The 15,687-nt window shown below is 60.8% G+C and carries 12 protein-coding genes; 4 read left to right on the plus strand and 8 right to left on the minus strand.

The features are described from left to right. Position 1 precedes the first annotated feature (1 nt). Together JNK74_20070 and JNK74_20075 are read right to left on the minus strand one after the other, a co-directional pair. Positions 2-322, minus strand: coding sequence for an XRE family transcriptional regulator (locus tag JNK74_20070; GenBank protein MBL7648482.1), 321 nt, complete (start codon positions 320-322; stop codon positions 2-4). A gap of 44 nt (positions 323-366) precedes the next feature. Continuing rightward, positions 367-1,182, minus strand: coding sequence for a M48 family metallopeptidase (locus tag JNK74_20075; protein ID MBL7648483.1), 816 nt, complete (start codon positions 1,180-1,182; stop codon positions 367-369). Between the two features lie 252 nt (positions 1,183-1,434). Here JNK74_20075 and JNK74_20080 point away from each other — a divergent pair, with 252 nt between their 5' ends. After that, complete coding sequence (locus tag JNK74_20080; protein MBL7648484.1) at positions 1,435-4,152, plus strand: cation-transporting P-type ATPase; 2,718 nt, start codon at positions 1,435-1,437, stop codon at positions 4,150-4,152. Here JNK74_20080 and purU read toward each other — a convergent pair. Then, on the minus strand, positions 4,122-4,976 hold the full coding sequence (purU, locus tag JNK74_20085; protein ID MBL7648485.1) for a formyltetrahydrofolate deformylase: 855 nt from the start codon (positions 4,974-4,976) through the stop codon (positions 4,122-4,124). The genes JNK74_20080 and purU overlap by 31 nt on opposite strands. 292 nt (positions 4,977-5,268) lie before the next feature. On the opposite strand from purU, the gene JNK74_20090 reads away from it, so the two are divergent. The 3 genes from JNK74_20090 to JNK74_20100 all read left to right on the plus strand — a co-directional run bounded on the left by JNK74_20090 (position 5,269) and on the right by JNK74_20100 (position 8,556). Continuing rightward, a complete protein-coding gene (locus JNK74_20090; protein MBL7648486.1) occupies positions 5,269-6,249 on the plus strand; it encodes a DUF1559 domain-containing protein in 981 nt (326 codons plus the stop codon). A gap of 163 nt (positions 6,250-6,412) precedes the next feature. Further along, on the plus strand, positions 6,413-7,243 hold the full coding sequence (locus tag JNK74_20095) for an SDR family oxidoreductase (protein MBL7648487.1): 831 nt from the start codon (positions 6,413-6,415) through the stop codon (positions 7,241-7,243). 122 nt (positions 7,244-7,365) lie between these two features. Continuing rightward, positions 7,366-8,556 (plus strand): ATP-binding protein, encoded by a 1,191-nt coding sequence (locus tag JNK74_20100; GenBank protein MBL7648488.1) that lies wholly within the window; start codon positions 7,366-7,368, stop codon positions 8,554-8,556. A 131-nt stretch (positions 8,557-8,687) separates the two neighbouring features. Here the strand turns inward: JNK74_20100 and JNK74_20105 are convergent, their stop codons facing one another. From JNK74_20105 to JNK74_20125, 5 genes are all read right to left on the minus strand, one after another. Next, positions 8,688-12,143, minus strand: coding sequence for a HEAT repeat domain-containing protein (locus tag JNK74_20105; GenBank protein MBL7648489.1), 3,456 nt, complete (start codon positions 12,141-12,143; stop codon positions 8,688-8,690). 19 nt (positions 12,144-12,162) lie between these two features. Further along, entirely contained in the window at positions 12,163-13,305 is a 1,143-nt protein-coding gene (locus JNK74_20110) for an SGNH/GDSL hydrolase family protein (GenBank protein ID MBL7648490.1), read from the minus strand. Positions 13,306-14,142: 837 nt separating this feature from the next. Beyond that, a complete protein-coding gene (locus JNK74_20115; protein MBL7648491.1) occupies positions 14,143-14,286 on the minus strand; it encodes a hypothetical protein in 144 nt (47 codons plus the stop codon). 76 nt (positions 14,287-14,362) lie between these two features. Further along, entirely contained in the window at positions 14,363-15,340 is a 978-nt protein-coding gene (locus tag JNK74_20120; GenBank protein MBL7648492.1) for a hypothetical protein, read from the minus strand. A gap of 118 nt (positions 15,341-15,458) precedes the next feature. After that, positions 15,459-15,668, minus strand: coding sequence for a hypothetical protein (locus tag JNK74_20125; protein MBL7648493.1), 210 nt, complete (start codon positions 15,666-15,668; stop codon positions 15,459-15,461). Positions 15,669-15,687: the final 19 nt, after the last annotated feature.

Consider the following 15,687-nt stretch of genomic DNA (forward strand, 5'->3'; position numbering starts at 1 on the left):
CCTAATCCCCCACGACACACAGGTGCGCTTCAATTGCGGCTTTGGGCCGGACTACAATTTCTACGTCCTGATCGAGGGATTTTAAATAGCACATAAGCCGGTAGATTGAAAAACCCCGAAACTGACCATTCAGTACCGCACTCACTTTGGCCTGATCGGTTCCAATGATGCGCGCCGCTTCCGTCTGGGATATTCCGCGTTCCTGAATGATGATAGACAGACGGGCGGCCAGCTTCGCCTTGATGTCGGTTTCTTCCGGGTCGGGTAGACCGAGATCGGTGGCCAGGCTTCCGCTGCTTGCTATGACGTCGCGTTTCGCCACTTTACTTTCCTCCCCAGTCTCCTTTCTCAACTCTAGACTCTACCTTATTTCCCCGCATAATGCTGCAAAGCCTCGGGCATATGGGCCTGAATATCCGCAATCCGCGTTGCCCCGGAAGGGTGGGTGGACATGAACTCGGGTACCTTGGCACCGGCCTGACTGAAGCGTTCCCAGAACTCGATGGCCTTGCGGGGGTCGTAACCCGCCTTGGCCATCAGCGTCAGGCCGATGCGGTCCGCCTCGGATTCGCGGGAGCGATTGAAGGGCAGGATTACCCCGAAGTTCGAGGTGAGTCCAAAGGCCTGCCCGGCGAGTTCGCGGGTCCGGGCGGGTTGGGAGGCCATCGCCTCCGACAAGGTCGCCGCGCCGAGTTCGATAAGCAGCGCCTGACTCATACGCTCATTGCCGTGGCGGGCGATGGCGTGGGCGATCTCGTGGCCCATCACCGTGGCGATGCCGTCGTCGTCTTTGGTGTACTCAAAAATCCCGCTGTAAAACACGATCTTCCCGCCGGGCAGACAGGTGGCATTCACAATCTCGTCGTTGTCGATGACACTGAATTCCCACTGGTAGACCTCCGTGGGCAGGTTGTTCGCCCGCAGGAATTCTTCCGTGGCTGCGGCCAGGCGCTTGCCCACACGCAGCACGGGCTCTACATCACCCGGCTGATTGCTCACGGGATGCTCCTGTAACTGCTGCTGATAGGCCTGCTGACCGAGCGTCACCATTTCCGATTCCGGCAGGAGCGCGAGCTGGCTCCGACCCGTGACGGGGACGGTGGCGCAGGACGTGAGAAGCACGATAAGGGCGAGGGCCAGCAGGCTATTCGTCACGGATACAAAGGTATTTCTCAGGGTCATCGTCCGGATCCTTCCAGTAGTGCATTGGCTGAAAACAGGCCGTTATTATACCATCTTGCGCTTCGTGGAGCGCTGGACCATCGGCATGCGCGTTTACCGCGGTCGATGCCGCAAATAAGTCCTTGACGCCCGGCGAGATGAGGAATAGGATGAAATCGTGATCGCGCCCGAAGCCGGCGCCTTCCACGAAGATGGGGTCGGACGCCGCCCCTTGAAGAACTGACTTCCCTTATACCGATACGCGTGTGCGCTATGAAGAGCCACCAGTTATCCGCCGACGAGGCCCTGCGTGCCCTGCACAGTGGCCCCGAGGGCTTGAGCGATGCCGAAGCCCGGCACCGTGCCCGTGAGTTTGGCCCCAATCAGCTTCAGGAGATTCGCCACGAGTCGCTTCTCCTCGCCTTTGCCCGTGAGTTTGTACACTTCTTCGCGGTCATACTGTGGATCGCGGCGGGACTCGCCTTCTTCGCGGAGTGGCGGCAACCCGGCGAGGGCATGGCAACCCTCGGCTTTGCCATCATCGGGGTCATCCTCATCAACGGCGTCTTTTCCTACTGGCAGGCCTATCGCGCGGAACAGGCGCTCGCCGCACTCAAGAAGCTGTTGCCCACAGTCGTCAAAGTGCTTCGCGCCGGGGCGGTTCGCCAGCTCCCCGCCGCGGATCTCGTGCCGGGCGATGTGATCCTGCTCGAAGCCGGCGATATGGTGCCGGCGGACTGCCGCCTGATCGAGGCGTTCCGGGTGCGTGTCAACAACGCCACCATCACGGGCGAATCCGTGCCGGTATCGCGCGATGCCGCCCCCTGCGACGAACCCGAACCCACGCGCAGTCGCAACACCCTTCTCGCGGGCACTTCCATGGTCTCCGGCGAAGCGAAAGCATTGGTTTTCGCAACCGGCTCCCACTCGGCCTTTGGCAAGATCACCCAGCTCACCCAGGCCACGGCCGATACGGTGTCCCCCTTGCAGATTGAGATCGCCCGGGTCACCCGCATCGTCGCGGCCATGGCCCTCGCCCTCGGCGTTAGCTTCTTCTGCATCGGGCAGTTGATCGGGCTCACCTTCTGGGAGAACTTCATCTTTGCCATCGGCATCATCGTGGCCAACGTGCCCGAGGGCTTGCTCCCCACGGTCACCCTGGCCCTGGCCATGGGTTCGCAACGCATGGCAAAGCGCAATGCCCTTATTCGACACCTGCCCGCCGTCGAGGCCCTCGGTTGCGCCACCGTCATCTGCACGGACAAAACGGGAACCCTGACCCAGAATCTCATGTCCGCGCGGCGACTCTACATCGCGGGGCGGGCGTACGAAACCGAGGCGGGACCGCTGAACGCCCTCGCCCAATCCCATCCCCGCTTTTTCGAGGTGGCCGCCTGCTGCCACGACCTGAAGGATCTCCGCGCCGTGGCGGGCCCCACCTGGCTCGGCGATCCCATGGAGATTGCCCTGGTCGAACTTGCGGCGGGCGCCCTGCGGGAGTTGCCCCACAGCCCGCGGGTGCATATTATCCCCTTTGACTCCGAACGCAAGCGCCTCTCCACCGTTCACGCCACGCCGGACGGCCTCAGACTCTACTGCAAGGGGGCGCCGGAAGCCGTCTTACCCCATTGCAGCCATGCGGAGACGGAGAGAGGCTCCGTCGAACTCGCGGAAGTACTCGTGAACGACTATCGCCACGCCGCGGAAGCCATGGCCGAAAAGGGCCTGCGTGTGCTCGCCTTCGCCTGGCGGGATTTGCACGAAGGGATCCCGCTGGACGACGCCGAGGAAGAAATGACGCTGGTCGGACTGGTCGGGCTGGAGGATCCCCCCCGTCCGGAAGTGACGGACGCCCTCCGCCGCTGTCACGAAGCGGGGATCAAGGTCATTATGGTCACGGGCGACCACCCCCACACCGCGAAAGCCATCGCCCGGGAGATCGGCCTGGTTCATTCCGATGCGCCGGTGGTTGTCACCGGCGAGCAACTGGCCAACTTCTCGGATGTCCGGCTCCAGCTCGTACTGAATGCGCCAGAGATCATTTTCGCCCGCGTGCTGGCGGAGCAGAAAATGCGGATCGTGGCGGCGCTCAAGAACAAAGGCGAAATCGTTGCCGTCACTGGAGACGGTGTCAACGACGCCCCCGCCCTCCGGAAAGCCGATGTGGGAATTGCCATGGGGCGCAGCGGAACCGACGTCGCCCGCGAGGCCGCCGATATGGTGCTGCTCGACGACAACTTTGCGAGTATCGTTGCCGCGGTTGAGGAGGGCCGCGCCGTCTTTTCCAACATACGAAGCTTCCTCACCTATATTTTGACCTCGAACGTACCCGAGCTCGTTCCTTATCTTGCCTTCGTGGTCTTCCGGATTCCGCTCCCGCTCACCATCATCCAGATTCTTGCCGTGGACCTCGGAACCGATCTGCTGCCCGCCCTGGGACTCGGCGCGGAGAAACCCGACCCCGATATCATGAAGCAACCGCCCAGGCCCCGCAGCGAGCGCCTCCTTAGCCCGGCATTGCTCGCCCGGGCCTATCTCTTTCTCGGCCCCTTGCAGGCCGTGGCCGCCATGTGCGCCTATGGGTACATGCTCCAGATCGGCGGCTGGCGGTTCGGCGAATCCCTCGCAGCGCGCGATCCCCTCTACCTGCGGGCGACCACCAGTTGCCTCAGCGCCATCGTCATCATGCAGGTGGCGAATGTGTTCATCTGCCGGAGCGACCGGCGCTCCTTGTTCGCTCGGGGGCTCTTCAGCAACCGGCTCATCCTCGGCGGTATCGCCCTGGAGATAACCCTTATCGCCCTGATCGACTACACGCCCTGGGGCAATGCTATTTTCGGCACGGCCCCGATTCCCGCGAACGTGTGGCTGTTTATTCTCCCCTTTGCCGTGGCGATGCTCCTCCTCGAAGAACTCCGCAAGCGCGTGGCGAAGTATCTGCGCAGCGCCCGGTCCACGGATCAATCAAAGACAATGGTCCGATCCCGATAGACCATGATGCGCGATTCCAGGTGCGCCTTCACCGCCACGGCAAGCACCTGCTTCTCGATGTCGCGCCCCATTGTGATGAGATCCTTCACGCTGTGGCTGTGGTTTACGGTCACGCTCGCCTGCTCGATGATGGGTCCCATGTCCAGGTCGGCGGTCACATAGTGGCTCGTGGCGCCGATGAGCTTCACACCCCGCTCATAGGCCTGGTGGTAGGGGCGGGCCCCCTGAAAGGCCGGCAGGAAGCCGTGATGTACATTGATGATGCGGTTCTTGAAGGGCTCCACAAGCACAGGCGTCAGAATTTGCATGTAACGCGCCAGCACGATCAGCTCGATCTCGTTCTCGACCATCAAGGCGAGAATGCGCGCCTCCGCCAGGGCCTTGTCACTGGGTTCCACAGGCACATGGACGAAGGGTACTTCAAAGTGGCGCGCGACGTTCTCGAGATCGCCGTGGTTGCTCACGACGATGGCCACGTCGGCCGCGAGTTCGCCGTAGCGGTCCCGCAGCAGGAGATCGTAGAGGCAGTGATCGTATTTCGACACCAGGATGGCCACTTTCCGCCGCTCGTGGGAAAAGTCCAGTCGGTAATCCATGTGAAACTGGGCGGCAAGCCCCCGCAGGTCCTCGCGGAGCTTCTCCGGCGGGAGTCCCATCTCGCTGGCATCGAAATGAACGCGCATGAAGAAGCGATTGTCGATTTCTTCCCGGTGCTGCTGGGCGTCAATGATATTGCCGCCGCGACTGAAAATGAATCGCGAGACTTCATAGACGATGCCCTTCGTATCGGGACAATGAAGCAGCAGGGTGGCATCGAGGCTCATGGTGGGAACTTCCTTCATCAATGGGGCCGAAGACCGATAGTGTATCAAATCAGGCATGGTGAACCGGACGCCCCGGCTTCGAGCGATGCTTGAATCGGCGAAATTCAAGAAAAGCAACCCATGTCGTGTCAACAGATTAAGCCCGGCGAGCCGCTATTGTTGCCCAGTGCGATTAAGATTGACAGATCCACGGGTCTAGTCTATGCTGTAGCAACTTGAGCTGAGGATTGGGCCGCAGTATCGAGTGGAGTCATTTTTCGATTTATCTATCGAAAGGGAGAGACCTGTAATTATGAAACGTCGTGGCTTTACATTGATCGAACTCCTGGTGGTTATCGCCATCATCGGCATTCTGGCGGCAATCCTTCTGCCGGCGCTCGCCCGCGCCCGGGAAGCCGCGCGCCGGGCTTCCTGCCAGAACAACCTCAAACAAATGGGCATCATCTACAAGATGTATTCCAACGAGTCCAAGGGCGGCAGCTTCCCGCCCAAGTCCGTGGACCCCGGCAATTTCTTCTTCTCCATGGAAGCCACCTACCCCGAGTACCTCACGGACATCAAGATCATTTTCTGCCCGTCGGACACGGAAAACAACATCGACAAGTTCACCGGCACCGGTGGCCAGTGGCTGGATGTTAACGGCAACCTCGCCACCGACAAGCTCGACGGCGACTGGTCCAACGGCCTCTACACGCCGGGCATCCCCAGCGTGCAAGCGCCCTCCAACGACACCTCCGACCGTTCCTACATCTATCTGGGCTATGTGATCCAGGAGAATGCGGTTATCTCCCCCTTCACCGATGGCGGTTCGCGCGGTATCTTCGCGTTCTTCACCACGGTAAATATCAACCCCTACTATGCGGCCTATGCGGGCGCCAACGTTCCCGCGTTGGAGGCGGTGAAGGCGTCGCTGGAGCGCGACCACACCTTCGCCCACCCCGGCAACAGCAAGTATACCCCCGGCCAGACCATTCCGCTGAACCGCTTCCGGGAGGGTATTGAACGCTTCTTCATCACGGATATCAACAACCCCGGCGCGACGGCCAAGGCCCAGTCCACGCTGGCCACCACCTGGGACGTAGTCGGCGAAAGCGTTTCCATCTACAATCACGTGCCCGGCGGCGCCAACGTACTCTTCATGGACGGTCACGTGGAATTCCAGAAGTACTCGCCGAATGCGGCCACCATCGCCAGCCCGGTGGGCGGCGGCGGTGAGAGCGACCAGTTCCCGACCAGCACCGCCTGGGCGAAGCTGACGACCGCGGGCGCATAAACCCGCCCCCACTTTCTGTATGTTCCGCGCCCCCCTGAACCAACGGTTCAGGGGGGCGCTCTCTTGTTGACGCTGCCCTTTCACGGCATACGTCATGCATGGAATAATAGGGAAATTCAGCCTTTCACCCCACTGGACACTTCACCCCACCAAAGGATTGCTCATGTCCCCCATTCTTGAGAATCAGACCGCCATCATCACCGGCGCCGGACGCGGCATAGGCGCGGCAGCGGCCCTTCTCTTCGCGCGGCAGGGCGCGCGGGTCGTCGTCAGTGATCGCGATGCCGAACCCGCCGAGGCTGTGGCTGCGGAAATCAGAAACGGGGGCGGCGAGGCGTTCGCGATTCCGGGCGACATTACCGATCCCGAGTTTCCCCGGATATTGGTTGAGAAAACGGTGGAACAATTCGGTGCATTGCACATTCTGGTTAACAACGCGGGCTACACCTGGGATGGCATGCTGCACAAAATGACCGACAAGCAGTGGGACGCGATTCTGGCCGTTCACACAACGGCCCCTTTTCGACTCGTCCGCGCCGCCGCACCTTACATGCGCGATGCGGCAAAGCGTGAGGAGGCGGAACACGGCAAAGCCAGCCCCCGTTCCATCGTCAACATCTCCTCCACCTCCGGCCTCCACGGGAACATCGGCCAGTTGAACTACGCCACCGCAAAGATGGGCATGGTGGGCTTTACCAAGACCATCGCCAGGGAATGGGGCCCCTTCAACATCCGCTGCAACGCCGTGGCCTTTGGCTACATCGAAACCCGCCTCACCCAGGCAAAAGAATCGGGCGAATCGGTCGTGGTCGATGGCGAAGAAATTCGCCTCGGCGTCCCCGGACACATGCACGACCACATTCGCGCGTCAGTCCCCCTGGGCCGCACGGGCACCGTCGAAGAAGCGGCCGGCGGCATCCTCATGCTCGCCTCGCCCTGGGCCAGCTACATCACCGGCCACACCCTCGAAGTAACCGGCGGCATGGGAATTTGAGTGATCGGACCGATCTGACCCATCCGACTGATCGGATTCGGTCTGATCGGCCTGATCGGTCTGAAAACTCCTTCGCCAACCCGCCCTTGACAATCTTGCAATCATACTGCATAATTTATGCAATGTGGATTAATAGAAACATCGCGCCAGTCCTGCGAAACGCTGTAAACCAGTTCCCCGTCGTCGTTTTGACCGGCGCAAGGCAATCGGGCAAGACCTCCCTCGTTCGCCATCTCTTTCCGGATGCGAACTACGTCACCTTTGACATTCCCGCCGATGCGGAACTGGCGCGCTTAGATTTCGACGCCTTCCTGAAGCGCCACCCAACACCCCTGATTATCGACGAGGTGCAGTACGTACCCGAGGTCCTTCGCTCCATCAAGGTCCACGTCGATCAGTCCCGTGAGCCCGGCCAATTCATCGTCACGGGTTCACAGGATTTTTCCATGATGGAAGGTGTCAGCGAATCCCTCGCCGGTCGAGCCGCCGTGCTATCCCTGCCCGCGTTGACGCTTGACGAGGCGGCAGCGGACGGGGATCTGGACGCCATTGACCGTTTCTGTTGGCGGGGGAGCTACCCCGAACTCGTGGCCAGGCCCGATCTTGACCGGGAGCTCTGGCTGGGCTCTTACCTCGCCACCTATCTGGAGCGCGATGTGCGAAATATATTGCAGATCGGCAACCTCCGTGACTTTGATCGCTTTCTTCGCGCGGCAGCATTCCGCGCCGGGCAACTACTCTCCTATAGCGAGTTGGCTCGCGATGTCGGTATCGCGCCCAACACGGCCCGCGCGTGGCTCTCCATCCTGGAAACGAGCCGTCAGGTCTTCCTGCTGGAGCCCTACCACACACACGGGGCAAAGAGCATCGTGAAAACGCCCAAGCTCTACTTTACCGACACGGGGATGCTGCTCTATCTCCTCGGATTTGCGCAGTGGAACGATGTGACGCGCCACGCCATGTGGGGCGCGGTTTGGGAGAACCTCGTCGTCGCGGAAATAAGAAAGTACTATCTGAACGCCGGTCGACGTCCACCGCTCTGGTTCTGGCGCACACAGCAACGAGACGAGGTGGACGTGCTGATCGAGACCGGCCCAAAGCGATTCCGCGCGATAGAGTGCAAAACCGCCGCGAAGATTGAGGCTAGAGCCTTGAAGGGTTTCACTGCGCTGGAGAACGACTTCGGTGAATCTGCGCTGGAACGCGCCGCCGTGGTGTGCAGGACCGCCCAGGCCTATCCGTTGACGGCGGGTAGTCGAATTGCGGCCGTGCCATTGGGCGGACCCGATGGGATCCTCAACTGGCTGAATTAGAAAGCTCTCGCGCGGGCTTGGCACGAGCCACCCCGTCAACGCCGTTCACTCAGTCCACCCGGTCCACTCCAAAAAAAAGCCCCGCAAGCCATGACAGCCTGCGGGGCTCTACAACAACCCTATCTTCCCGGCTACTTCCCCGCCAGCTTCAACGTCACCGCCGTCTCACCGGCCTCCTTAATCTGCGCGCGAAGCGGCGCGGTGGCCGCGTCGTGCCGCACCAGTATGGTCACAGTGGAATCGCCCTGGGGCACTTCCACGGCACCCAGTTGCGCACTCGGGATCAACTCGCCATTCACCCAGATGTCCAGCCCCTCGGTCACGCCAAGCGCCAGGTCCACCTTGCCCGCCTGCGCCGCCGTCAGGCTGAAACGCGCCGCACTGTAGCCCTTGTTGTGCCAGTAGCGGTGATTCAGCAGCGGCAGCTCCGCGAGGGGCAATTCACCACCCACTTTCGCGTAGGCCGGGCCCCAGGTGAGTTCCGCGTGCCCCGCGCCCACCACTTCCGGACCGTCCTGAAACAGGCGCTCCAGGCCCTCCGGCGTATTCTGAAGCACCTGCCAGGCGCGGACAACCTTGTCAGTCCCGAGCGACCACTCAGGTACCCGCCCAAGGGAGGAGAGGAAACTCACCAGATCCGCCAGTTCGTTCTCGAGAATCGTGTCGGCCAGACCCACAGGCATGAGAGACGTACCCTCCTCGATGTTGTCGATCTTGTCTTTGTAAATGGTGTGCTCGCCGTTCACATCACGCAGCACCATCGTCGTGTCGTTCTCCTGAATCTTCACGCCGCTGAAGGTCTCCAGGTCGCTCGTCTCCACGATAATGGAGTGGTATCCTTCCTTGACCGCCTTGGCGGGCTGAAGGATCGATTCCACCAGGTAGTCCACCTGAGCACTGCCGCCGATGCTGGAAAGGTCCGGCCCGAGAAGTCCGCCCGCGCCGCCAATGGCATGACACTGGGAGCACGCCAGCGCGCGAAACTGCGCTTCGCCACGGGCCGGATCACCCTCAGTCTTCACCTTGGCCACCAGGGCCGTTATCGCCTCGGGCGTCCAGGCGTCCGCCAGAGCATCGAGCCCACCCGCCGTGCGCACGACCGCCATGAGGCTTTCCACATTCCGGCCCGAGCTGCTGAGGGTTCGCGCCGCCTGCTTCGCCGTTTCCACCGGAATCGTCTGCCCTTCAAGCTGCTTCGCCAGCGCATTGAGCGCGGGCTCGTTCTTAAGATAGGTGTCCAGCAGGGCCTTCACCTCGCCCTCGCTCGTGCCCGCCTGCATCAGCGCAAGCGCGGCCGATGCGGAGTCCTCCGGCGCCATGCCCGCCAGTGCCCGCACCGCCTCCAGGCGCGTGGCACGGTTCGGATGGTTCCTCGACAGTTCGAGGATGCTCGCCTTGCTTTCCTCTCCGCCAATCCCCTGCAGGGCGCGAATGGCCCGCTCCTGCACGTCCGTGGACGTGTCGGATTTCGTCAGAAGCGCATTCAGCGCGGGACGGGCCGCGGCGATGCGCCAGGCGCCCGCCGCTTCAATCGCATGGGTCTGGGTGTAGCCCGGCTGCCGGTCAATCAACTTGACCGCGCGCTCCAGACCGCTCGCCGGGATCACACCGCGCCCCGATGTGCCTTTGTAGAGCGCCTCCCAGGCCCAGAGGGCAACCTCATCGCCCTGCTCAAGTCGCGTGCAAAGCTGCTCCACCACGGTCCCCGCCTGCGCGGCATCCCCGTGGGTCGCTACCAGCGTGACTGCTTTGACCGTCTGGTCGTCGTTGAACCGACCCTTGGCCATGGCGTGGATCAGTGCGGGGACCACGTCGTCCGCCGCCACCGCGTCCAGCGCGAAAAGCAGCCGCTCGGCGTTGTCCGTGAAGGCCGGATTCTCTTTGTTCACTTCAGGCAACCACTCGGACTTCAATTCCCGGAGTGTGACCAGCAGGGCATAATCCAGATAGCGATCCCGTGCGAGATTAAAGGCCTCCAGAGCCGCCAGCGCCGACTCAGCGCTGGGAATGCTGCCCAGCAGGCGAATGGCCTCCAGGCGTACCCGCGGACTCTCGTCCAGCGCCAGGGCCTTGGCGCGATCACGCCATTCCTGCTGCGGCTCCAGGCGCGGCAACCAGTGCTTTAGAATACGCACCGCCGCCGCACGTACGTGGAAATCCTGCGCGGCGAGGCCCTCCAGCAGCAACTCGGGATGAACAATGTCGAGCGTCTGCCAGGTCCAGAGCGCCTCGAGCACCTGACGTTCCTTCTCCGCGCCCTGCAGGGGCGACTTGGCAATCCAGTTTTCCAGTGCGGGAGTCACCTGGTCCAGGGGCTTGTTCTTCAAGGTCTGGCGCGCTTGAATGCGGGTCCACTCCTCGTCCTTCGTAAGCAACTTCACCAGACCCTCCGCCGAAGCGCCCGCGATCTGGGGGCGGGGCACCAGCGGGCGGCCCTTGGCGGTAACGCGCCAGATACGGCCATGTTCGTGGTCCCGGCGCGGATCGCGGAAAGCGACTTCGCCGTGCTGGATGATGGGGTTGTACCAGTCGGCGATGTAGATCGCGCCGTCAGGGCCCATTTTCACATCCACCGGGCGAAAGGTCACGCGCTGGCTCTTAATCAACTCCGTCTGCTCTTCGGACGTATAGGTCGATCCGCTGTCCTTCACAATGAAGCGACACACGCGATGGGCGCGGAAATCGTTCGTAATGTAGTTGCCGCGCCATTCTTCGGGCAGGTGATTGCCGCTCAGGATCTCCAGACCGCAGTGTTTCGGGCTGCCGGGATTCATCCCGCTGAGGAAAGGCGTAATCTTTGAAATGAGGAAGGCGCTGCCGGGAAACACATGGTTGATACCGTCGTGATAGGCGCCGTCCGTCGCAAAGGACTGGCCCCAGGCGTCCTGATGGTGTCCCCAGGGATTCACGAAGCCCCGCGTGAGCACATTGGCCTCCAGGCTGCGCGGGTTGAACTGCCAGATGCCGCCGCCGCCCAGCCGCTCCACGCCGTGGGGCGTTTCCACATGGCTGTGGATGTAAATGGACTGGTTGATGTACATGAAGCCGTCCACGCCCCACCGCAGGCTGTGGATCGTCTGGTGTGTGTCTTCCGTGCCGAAGCCGGACAGCACCGCGCGGCGCGTGTCCGCCTTGCCGTCGCCGTCCGTATCGGAAAGATGGAGAATCTCCGTGCTGTTGCACACGTAGACGCCCCCATCGCCGGGCAGAATGCCCGTGGGGATAAAGAGCCCCTCGGCAAAGACCGTGGAGGCATCCGCCACACCGTCGCCGTCCGTGTCTTCAAGAATGGTGATGGTATCGGCCGGTTTCTGACCCGGCGCAATGTGGGGATAGATCGAACTGCCCGCCACCCAGAGGCGGCCCTGCGCATCCCAGCTCATCGCAATAGGATTGGCCACCATGGGATCGGAGGCAAAGAGATTTACCTCAAATCCATCGGCTACGATGAACTGGGAAAGCTCCTCCTCCACATTCGGCGCGGGGATCTCGTGAAGCGCGTCCTGGTTCTGCGCGGCGGCGGGGAATACGGCCAGCGACGCAGTGGCCGCGATAGTGAACAACAGGTAGGTTTTCTTGTGCTGCATGGTTTCGTGCTCCCTGATTCTATTCGGCAACACGTGCCATGGTGTATTGGGCCAGCTTTGGTGTCTTCAATTCCGCGATCGTTGCTTCCTGCGCTTCGATCAGGGGATCGAACAACGGGATTTCGGCGGCGTACTGTCCCTGTTCGTGCTTGCGGAAGCCAAAAATATAGGTCTCGTTTTGCGGACGCCATTGATTGAAGAAAAGGCGGTTCTTTTCCTTCACCACCGCACGCAGCGCTTCAAATTGGTCCACTTCGGTCAATCCGTTCAGGACAATACCCTGTTCCCAGTCCGCCTTGGTCGCTTCCGCAATAACACGACCATCGGATTGAAGCCGGTATACGCCGGGGTCGTTTGCGAAGAATCGCAACATGTGAAGCGTCTCCCCCGCGCGCACCAGCGGGGGTGTGTCGGCGGGAATGTCCGCCGCAAAGAACACTTCCGGGGCCAGCGTGAAGACGTCAATCGCCTGCGCCATGAAGCGGGGCGTCTCATAGCCCAGGCCCTTGAGCACGGCCTGCGCGAAAACCCAGTAGCCATAGGGCGTGAAGTGCATCGTGTTGTAGGTCAGCGGCGCGGCGGCGTGCATACCCTCCAACTCGCCGGCAAGATCAATATAGAATCCGCCCCGCTCCGACGCCAGCGCGCGCATGGCTTCGTTGTACAGGTTCACGTTCTCATTCTGCTTCGCCGGATCGGGCAGTGGCGCCCCCAACGCCTCAAGACGCGGTGCACCCAGGAAAATCAGCCGTGCGTTTGTGTCCGCAATGGCGTCCAGCAGTTTCTTGTAACCGTCGATAAAGGGTGTGAGGCCCGCCGGCCCCTCAAAAGACTCGTTAATGCCGAAGCTCAGCACCAGCACGGTCGGCTTCGCGTCGTGCACATGCTTCACCATGCGCTCGAAGCCCTCTTTCGCGGTGTCGAAGGCCGCCCGGGAATCGCCAAAAACCGTGTCGCCGCTCCAGGCCAGATTGCGGAAGCTCAGGCTTTTCTCCGCAAAGCGCGCCGTCAGTAAGGTCTCCAGATAGCCCTCCTCCTGCTCCCGCTCCAGCATCGTCGCGCCCAGAAACACGATGCGCTCCTGCTCCTGAAAGGCGAAGGGGGCCTCGGCCGACTGCGCGCGCCCGCACAGGCCCGCCCCGACCATCAACAGCGAAAGCACTACGCCTCGCCAATTCCTAACAATAGACATACTGCTCTACCTTTGGTTTCCGAGGGATTTCGGATATCAAGACTCAGGCCGGGGCATTCCGCACCGCCCAACGCGCGCCCAAGACACCGGACGGGCTGCCGAATCAGACGTTATAGAGTGCGGACGCCCAAATTTGCAAGTTTTACGGATATGCGGCGGTATGGCCAACCATGCTAAGGACGCTTCACCCAAGCACCACTTCGCTCAAAGCGAAAGCAAAATCCACAGGCGACAAACGGCGCAAGGCCGATGATCGGGTAAGCGGTTGGTATGAATATGACTGGAACCACGTCTGGCAGGGGTAAATGGGGAATGTTGAAGTCCAGCCAGAATTCGTAATGATGACGGTGCTGGCCGCCCACACCTCCAATCCTCTCTCTTGTTACTCCCATGCAAGGTGAAACGAGGACCGGGTCGCCCCCATCGAAATCTCCGCACAGAAAAATGCGCAACTGTTCCGGAACCTGCTCATCTGGACTTGCGGGATATTCACACGATCCCGGCAATATGATGTTGGATGAGCCCGTATCAAGCACCGCCCGTTTGAATCGCCGGGCCCCAAGGGTTACAGTCACCCACCACTTTCCGTCCACGTACGGCCCCAGAAACTCCCAGCCAAAAGTTCGCCACCCCATTTCATCGGCCCTCTGAGCCCCCGCAGTCAAGCGTGCAGACAAGGCTGATTGCAGTTTTCTGATAATTGCTGTACAATTTTTTTGTCTGGAGATTGAACGACAAATGGAGTATCCAACATTGAAGTCCGCGATTTCCAATCCTACCGAGTCGTTGAATAAGCCACTTCAGGATCTAAACTTTTTTCTGCAACACCGCGATCAGCTCATCGCTCAATATTCCGGTCAGTATGTCGCGGTTCGGCGAGGCGAGATCGTGGGTGCCGCACATACCCGGCGTGAACTCCAATCGATGCTCTTGGAACGCTATGGCGACCACGTATACGCATTCGTACGAAAAGTATGCGACGCTGCTTTCGAGACTCCCTCGGACGAGACGCTGGCGGTATAGGCTGTCATCCGTCTGAACGGGGTTCCGTTTTCTCAACTTGAACCCCGTCCGTAGACTCGCGCGTTTGGCTTTCCCTATCACTTGAGTCTACATACTCCCCCGTGACCGACATCAAAAACGCCTCGCTTTTCCACCGTCGTTCCGCGCTCAACGTCCCGCCAATCACCCCTTCCCCGGCCCAATAAAGTTCCTCCGGGTAAAAGGCCAGTTTTGTAAGATCCGCGCCCGGCCTCGCGAAGTCTTCCAACTTAATCGGGAAGGCGGTCGTCTTCTCGATGGTCATATCCTGGCCGATTTGAATCTCCACCAGGGACACGACGGCCCCCTCCCAATTGTGTTCCTCGGAGAGCCTGTCGAAGTAGTATAGCTTGCGAGAATCTGCGCTCCATAGCGGGGCGGAACCACTTATCAGCGCACTGTGAATACGTCCATCGGGGGCGACCCCTGTCGCATTATCGGGCGGATATACCAACACTGGCTTAAACTCGGGCTGTGTGATGTCCAACATCCAGGTGCTTGTGTGCTTGCATTCCTCCGGCGTTCCCATGCGCGGATACCAATGATTGTAAAACACCCACTTCCGATTGGGTGCAAGGTAGGGCGAATAGCAATTAATCTCCTCCAGCGCCGCGGGTACAAGCGCATCAGAGATTTGCCACCTCACAACCCTATGTCCCATGCTCATTGGAAACTGGGAAACCGTTGCGAACTGGCTTTCTCCGGTCACAACCAACGCGTCAATACCAATATCGTATTTGAATGGACCTTCCCACGTTGCCCCACCGCCCTTGCGCAAGATCTTGATGTGAGCCCACTCCGTGTAGATCCCCTTCCGCTCGCCACTGGTGATGGTCTCCCGCTCCACCCACCCCGTGACCTCATAAAGCGCATTGCCGTCCTGCAGGGTCTTCACGGTCGTTATTTCCGATGTCTCGCCTTCCGCCGCCAGCGCCCCGATTGCCAGTACCAGTGCCACCCACATCGTTCATTGCCTCCCTATTCCGTTTGCTCGTGTTGATCCGTAGATTGGAGAAAACTCCAGCCCGATCAATTCCTTAGCTACGCCAAGCATAGCACGTTCCAGGGACTGATCGTTCACCCTACGCCAGGTAGATCAACCGCTGCCCCGGAAGCGGCGCGGGCGGTCGTTCCGTCGTGATCACCTGCAGGCGCTTGTCCACGGTGACCACGAAAAGAAGGATCGCGTCGCGGTTCTGCTCCTGGAAATCCGCGAACTTGAAGGTGTCCGTAAGCGCTGAGCTATCCCCAGTTTGGTGCAGCCTGTGCGGTGGCCAGTATTTTGAGTGCATCCACGGCGTCCGATATTTT

This window comes from Candidatus Hydrogenedentota bacterium (genome assembly GCA_016791475.1).
Classification (GTDB): domain Bacteria; phylum Hydrogenedentota; class Hydrogenedentia; order Hydrogenedentales; family JAEUWI01; genus JAEUWI01.

Coding starts and splice junctions, on each gene's coding strand:
- purU (MBL7648485.1), bottom strand. CDS start 4,976: ATGAGCCTCGATGCCACCCTGCTGCTTCATTGTCCCGATACGAAGGGC.
- JNK74_20095 (MBL7648487.1), top strand. CDS start 6,413: ATGTCCCCCATTCTTGAGAATCAGACCGCCATCATCACCGGCGCCGGA.
- JNK74_20105 (MBL7648489.1), bottom strand. CDS start 12,143: ATGCAGCACAAGAAAACCTACCTGTTGTTCACTATCGCGGCCACTGCG.
- JNK74_20120 (MBL7648492.1), bottom strand. CDS start 15,340: ATGTGGGTGGCACTGGTACTGGCAATCGGGGCGCTGGCGGCGGAAGGC.
- JNK74_20075 (MBL7648483.1), bottom strand. CDS start 1,182: ATGACCCTGAGAAATACCTTTGTATCCGTGACGAATAGCCTGCTGGCC.
- JNK74_20090 (MBL7648486.1), top strand. CDS start 5,269: ATGAAACGTCGTGGCTTTACATTGATCGAACTCCTGGTGGTTATCGCC.
- JNK74_20100 (MBL7648488.1), top strand. CDS start 7,366: ATGTGGATTAATAGAAACATCGCGCCAGTCCTGCGAAACGCTGTAAAC.
- JNK74_20125 (MBL7648493.1), bottom strand. CDS start 15,668: ATGCACTCAAAATACTGGCCACCGCACAGGCTGCACCAAACTGGGGAT.
- JNK74_20080 (MBL7648484.1), top strand. CDS start 1,435: ATGAAGAGCCACCAGTTATCCGCCGACGAGGCCCTGCGTGCCCTGCAC.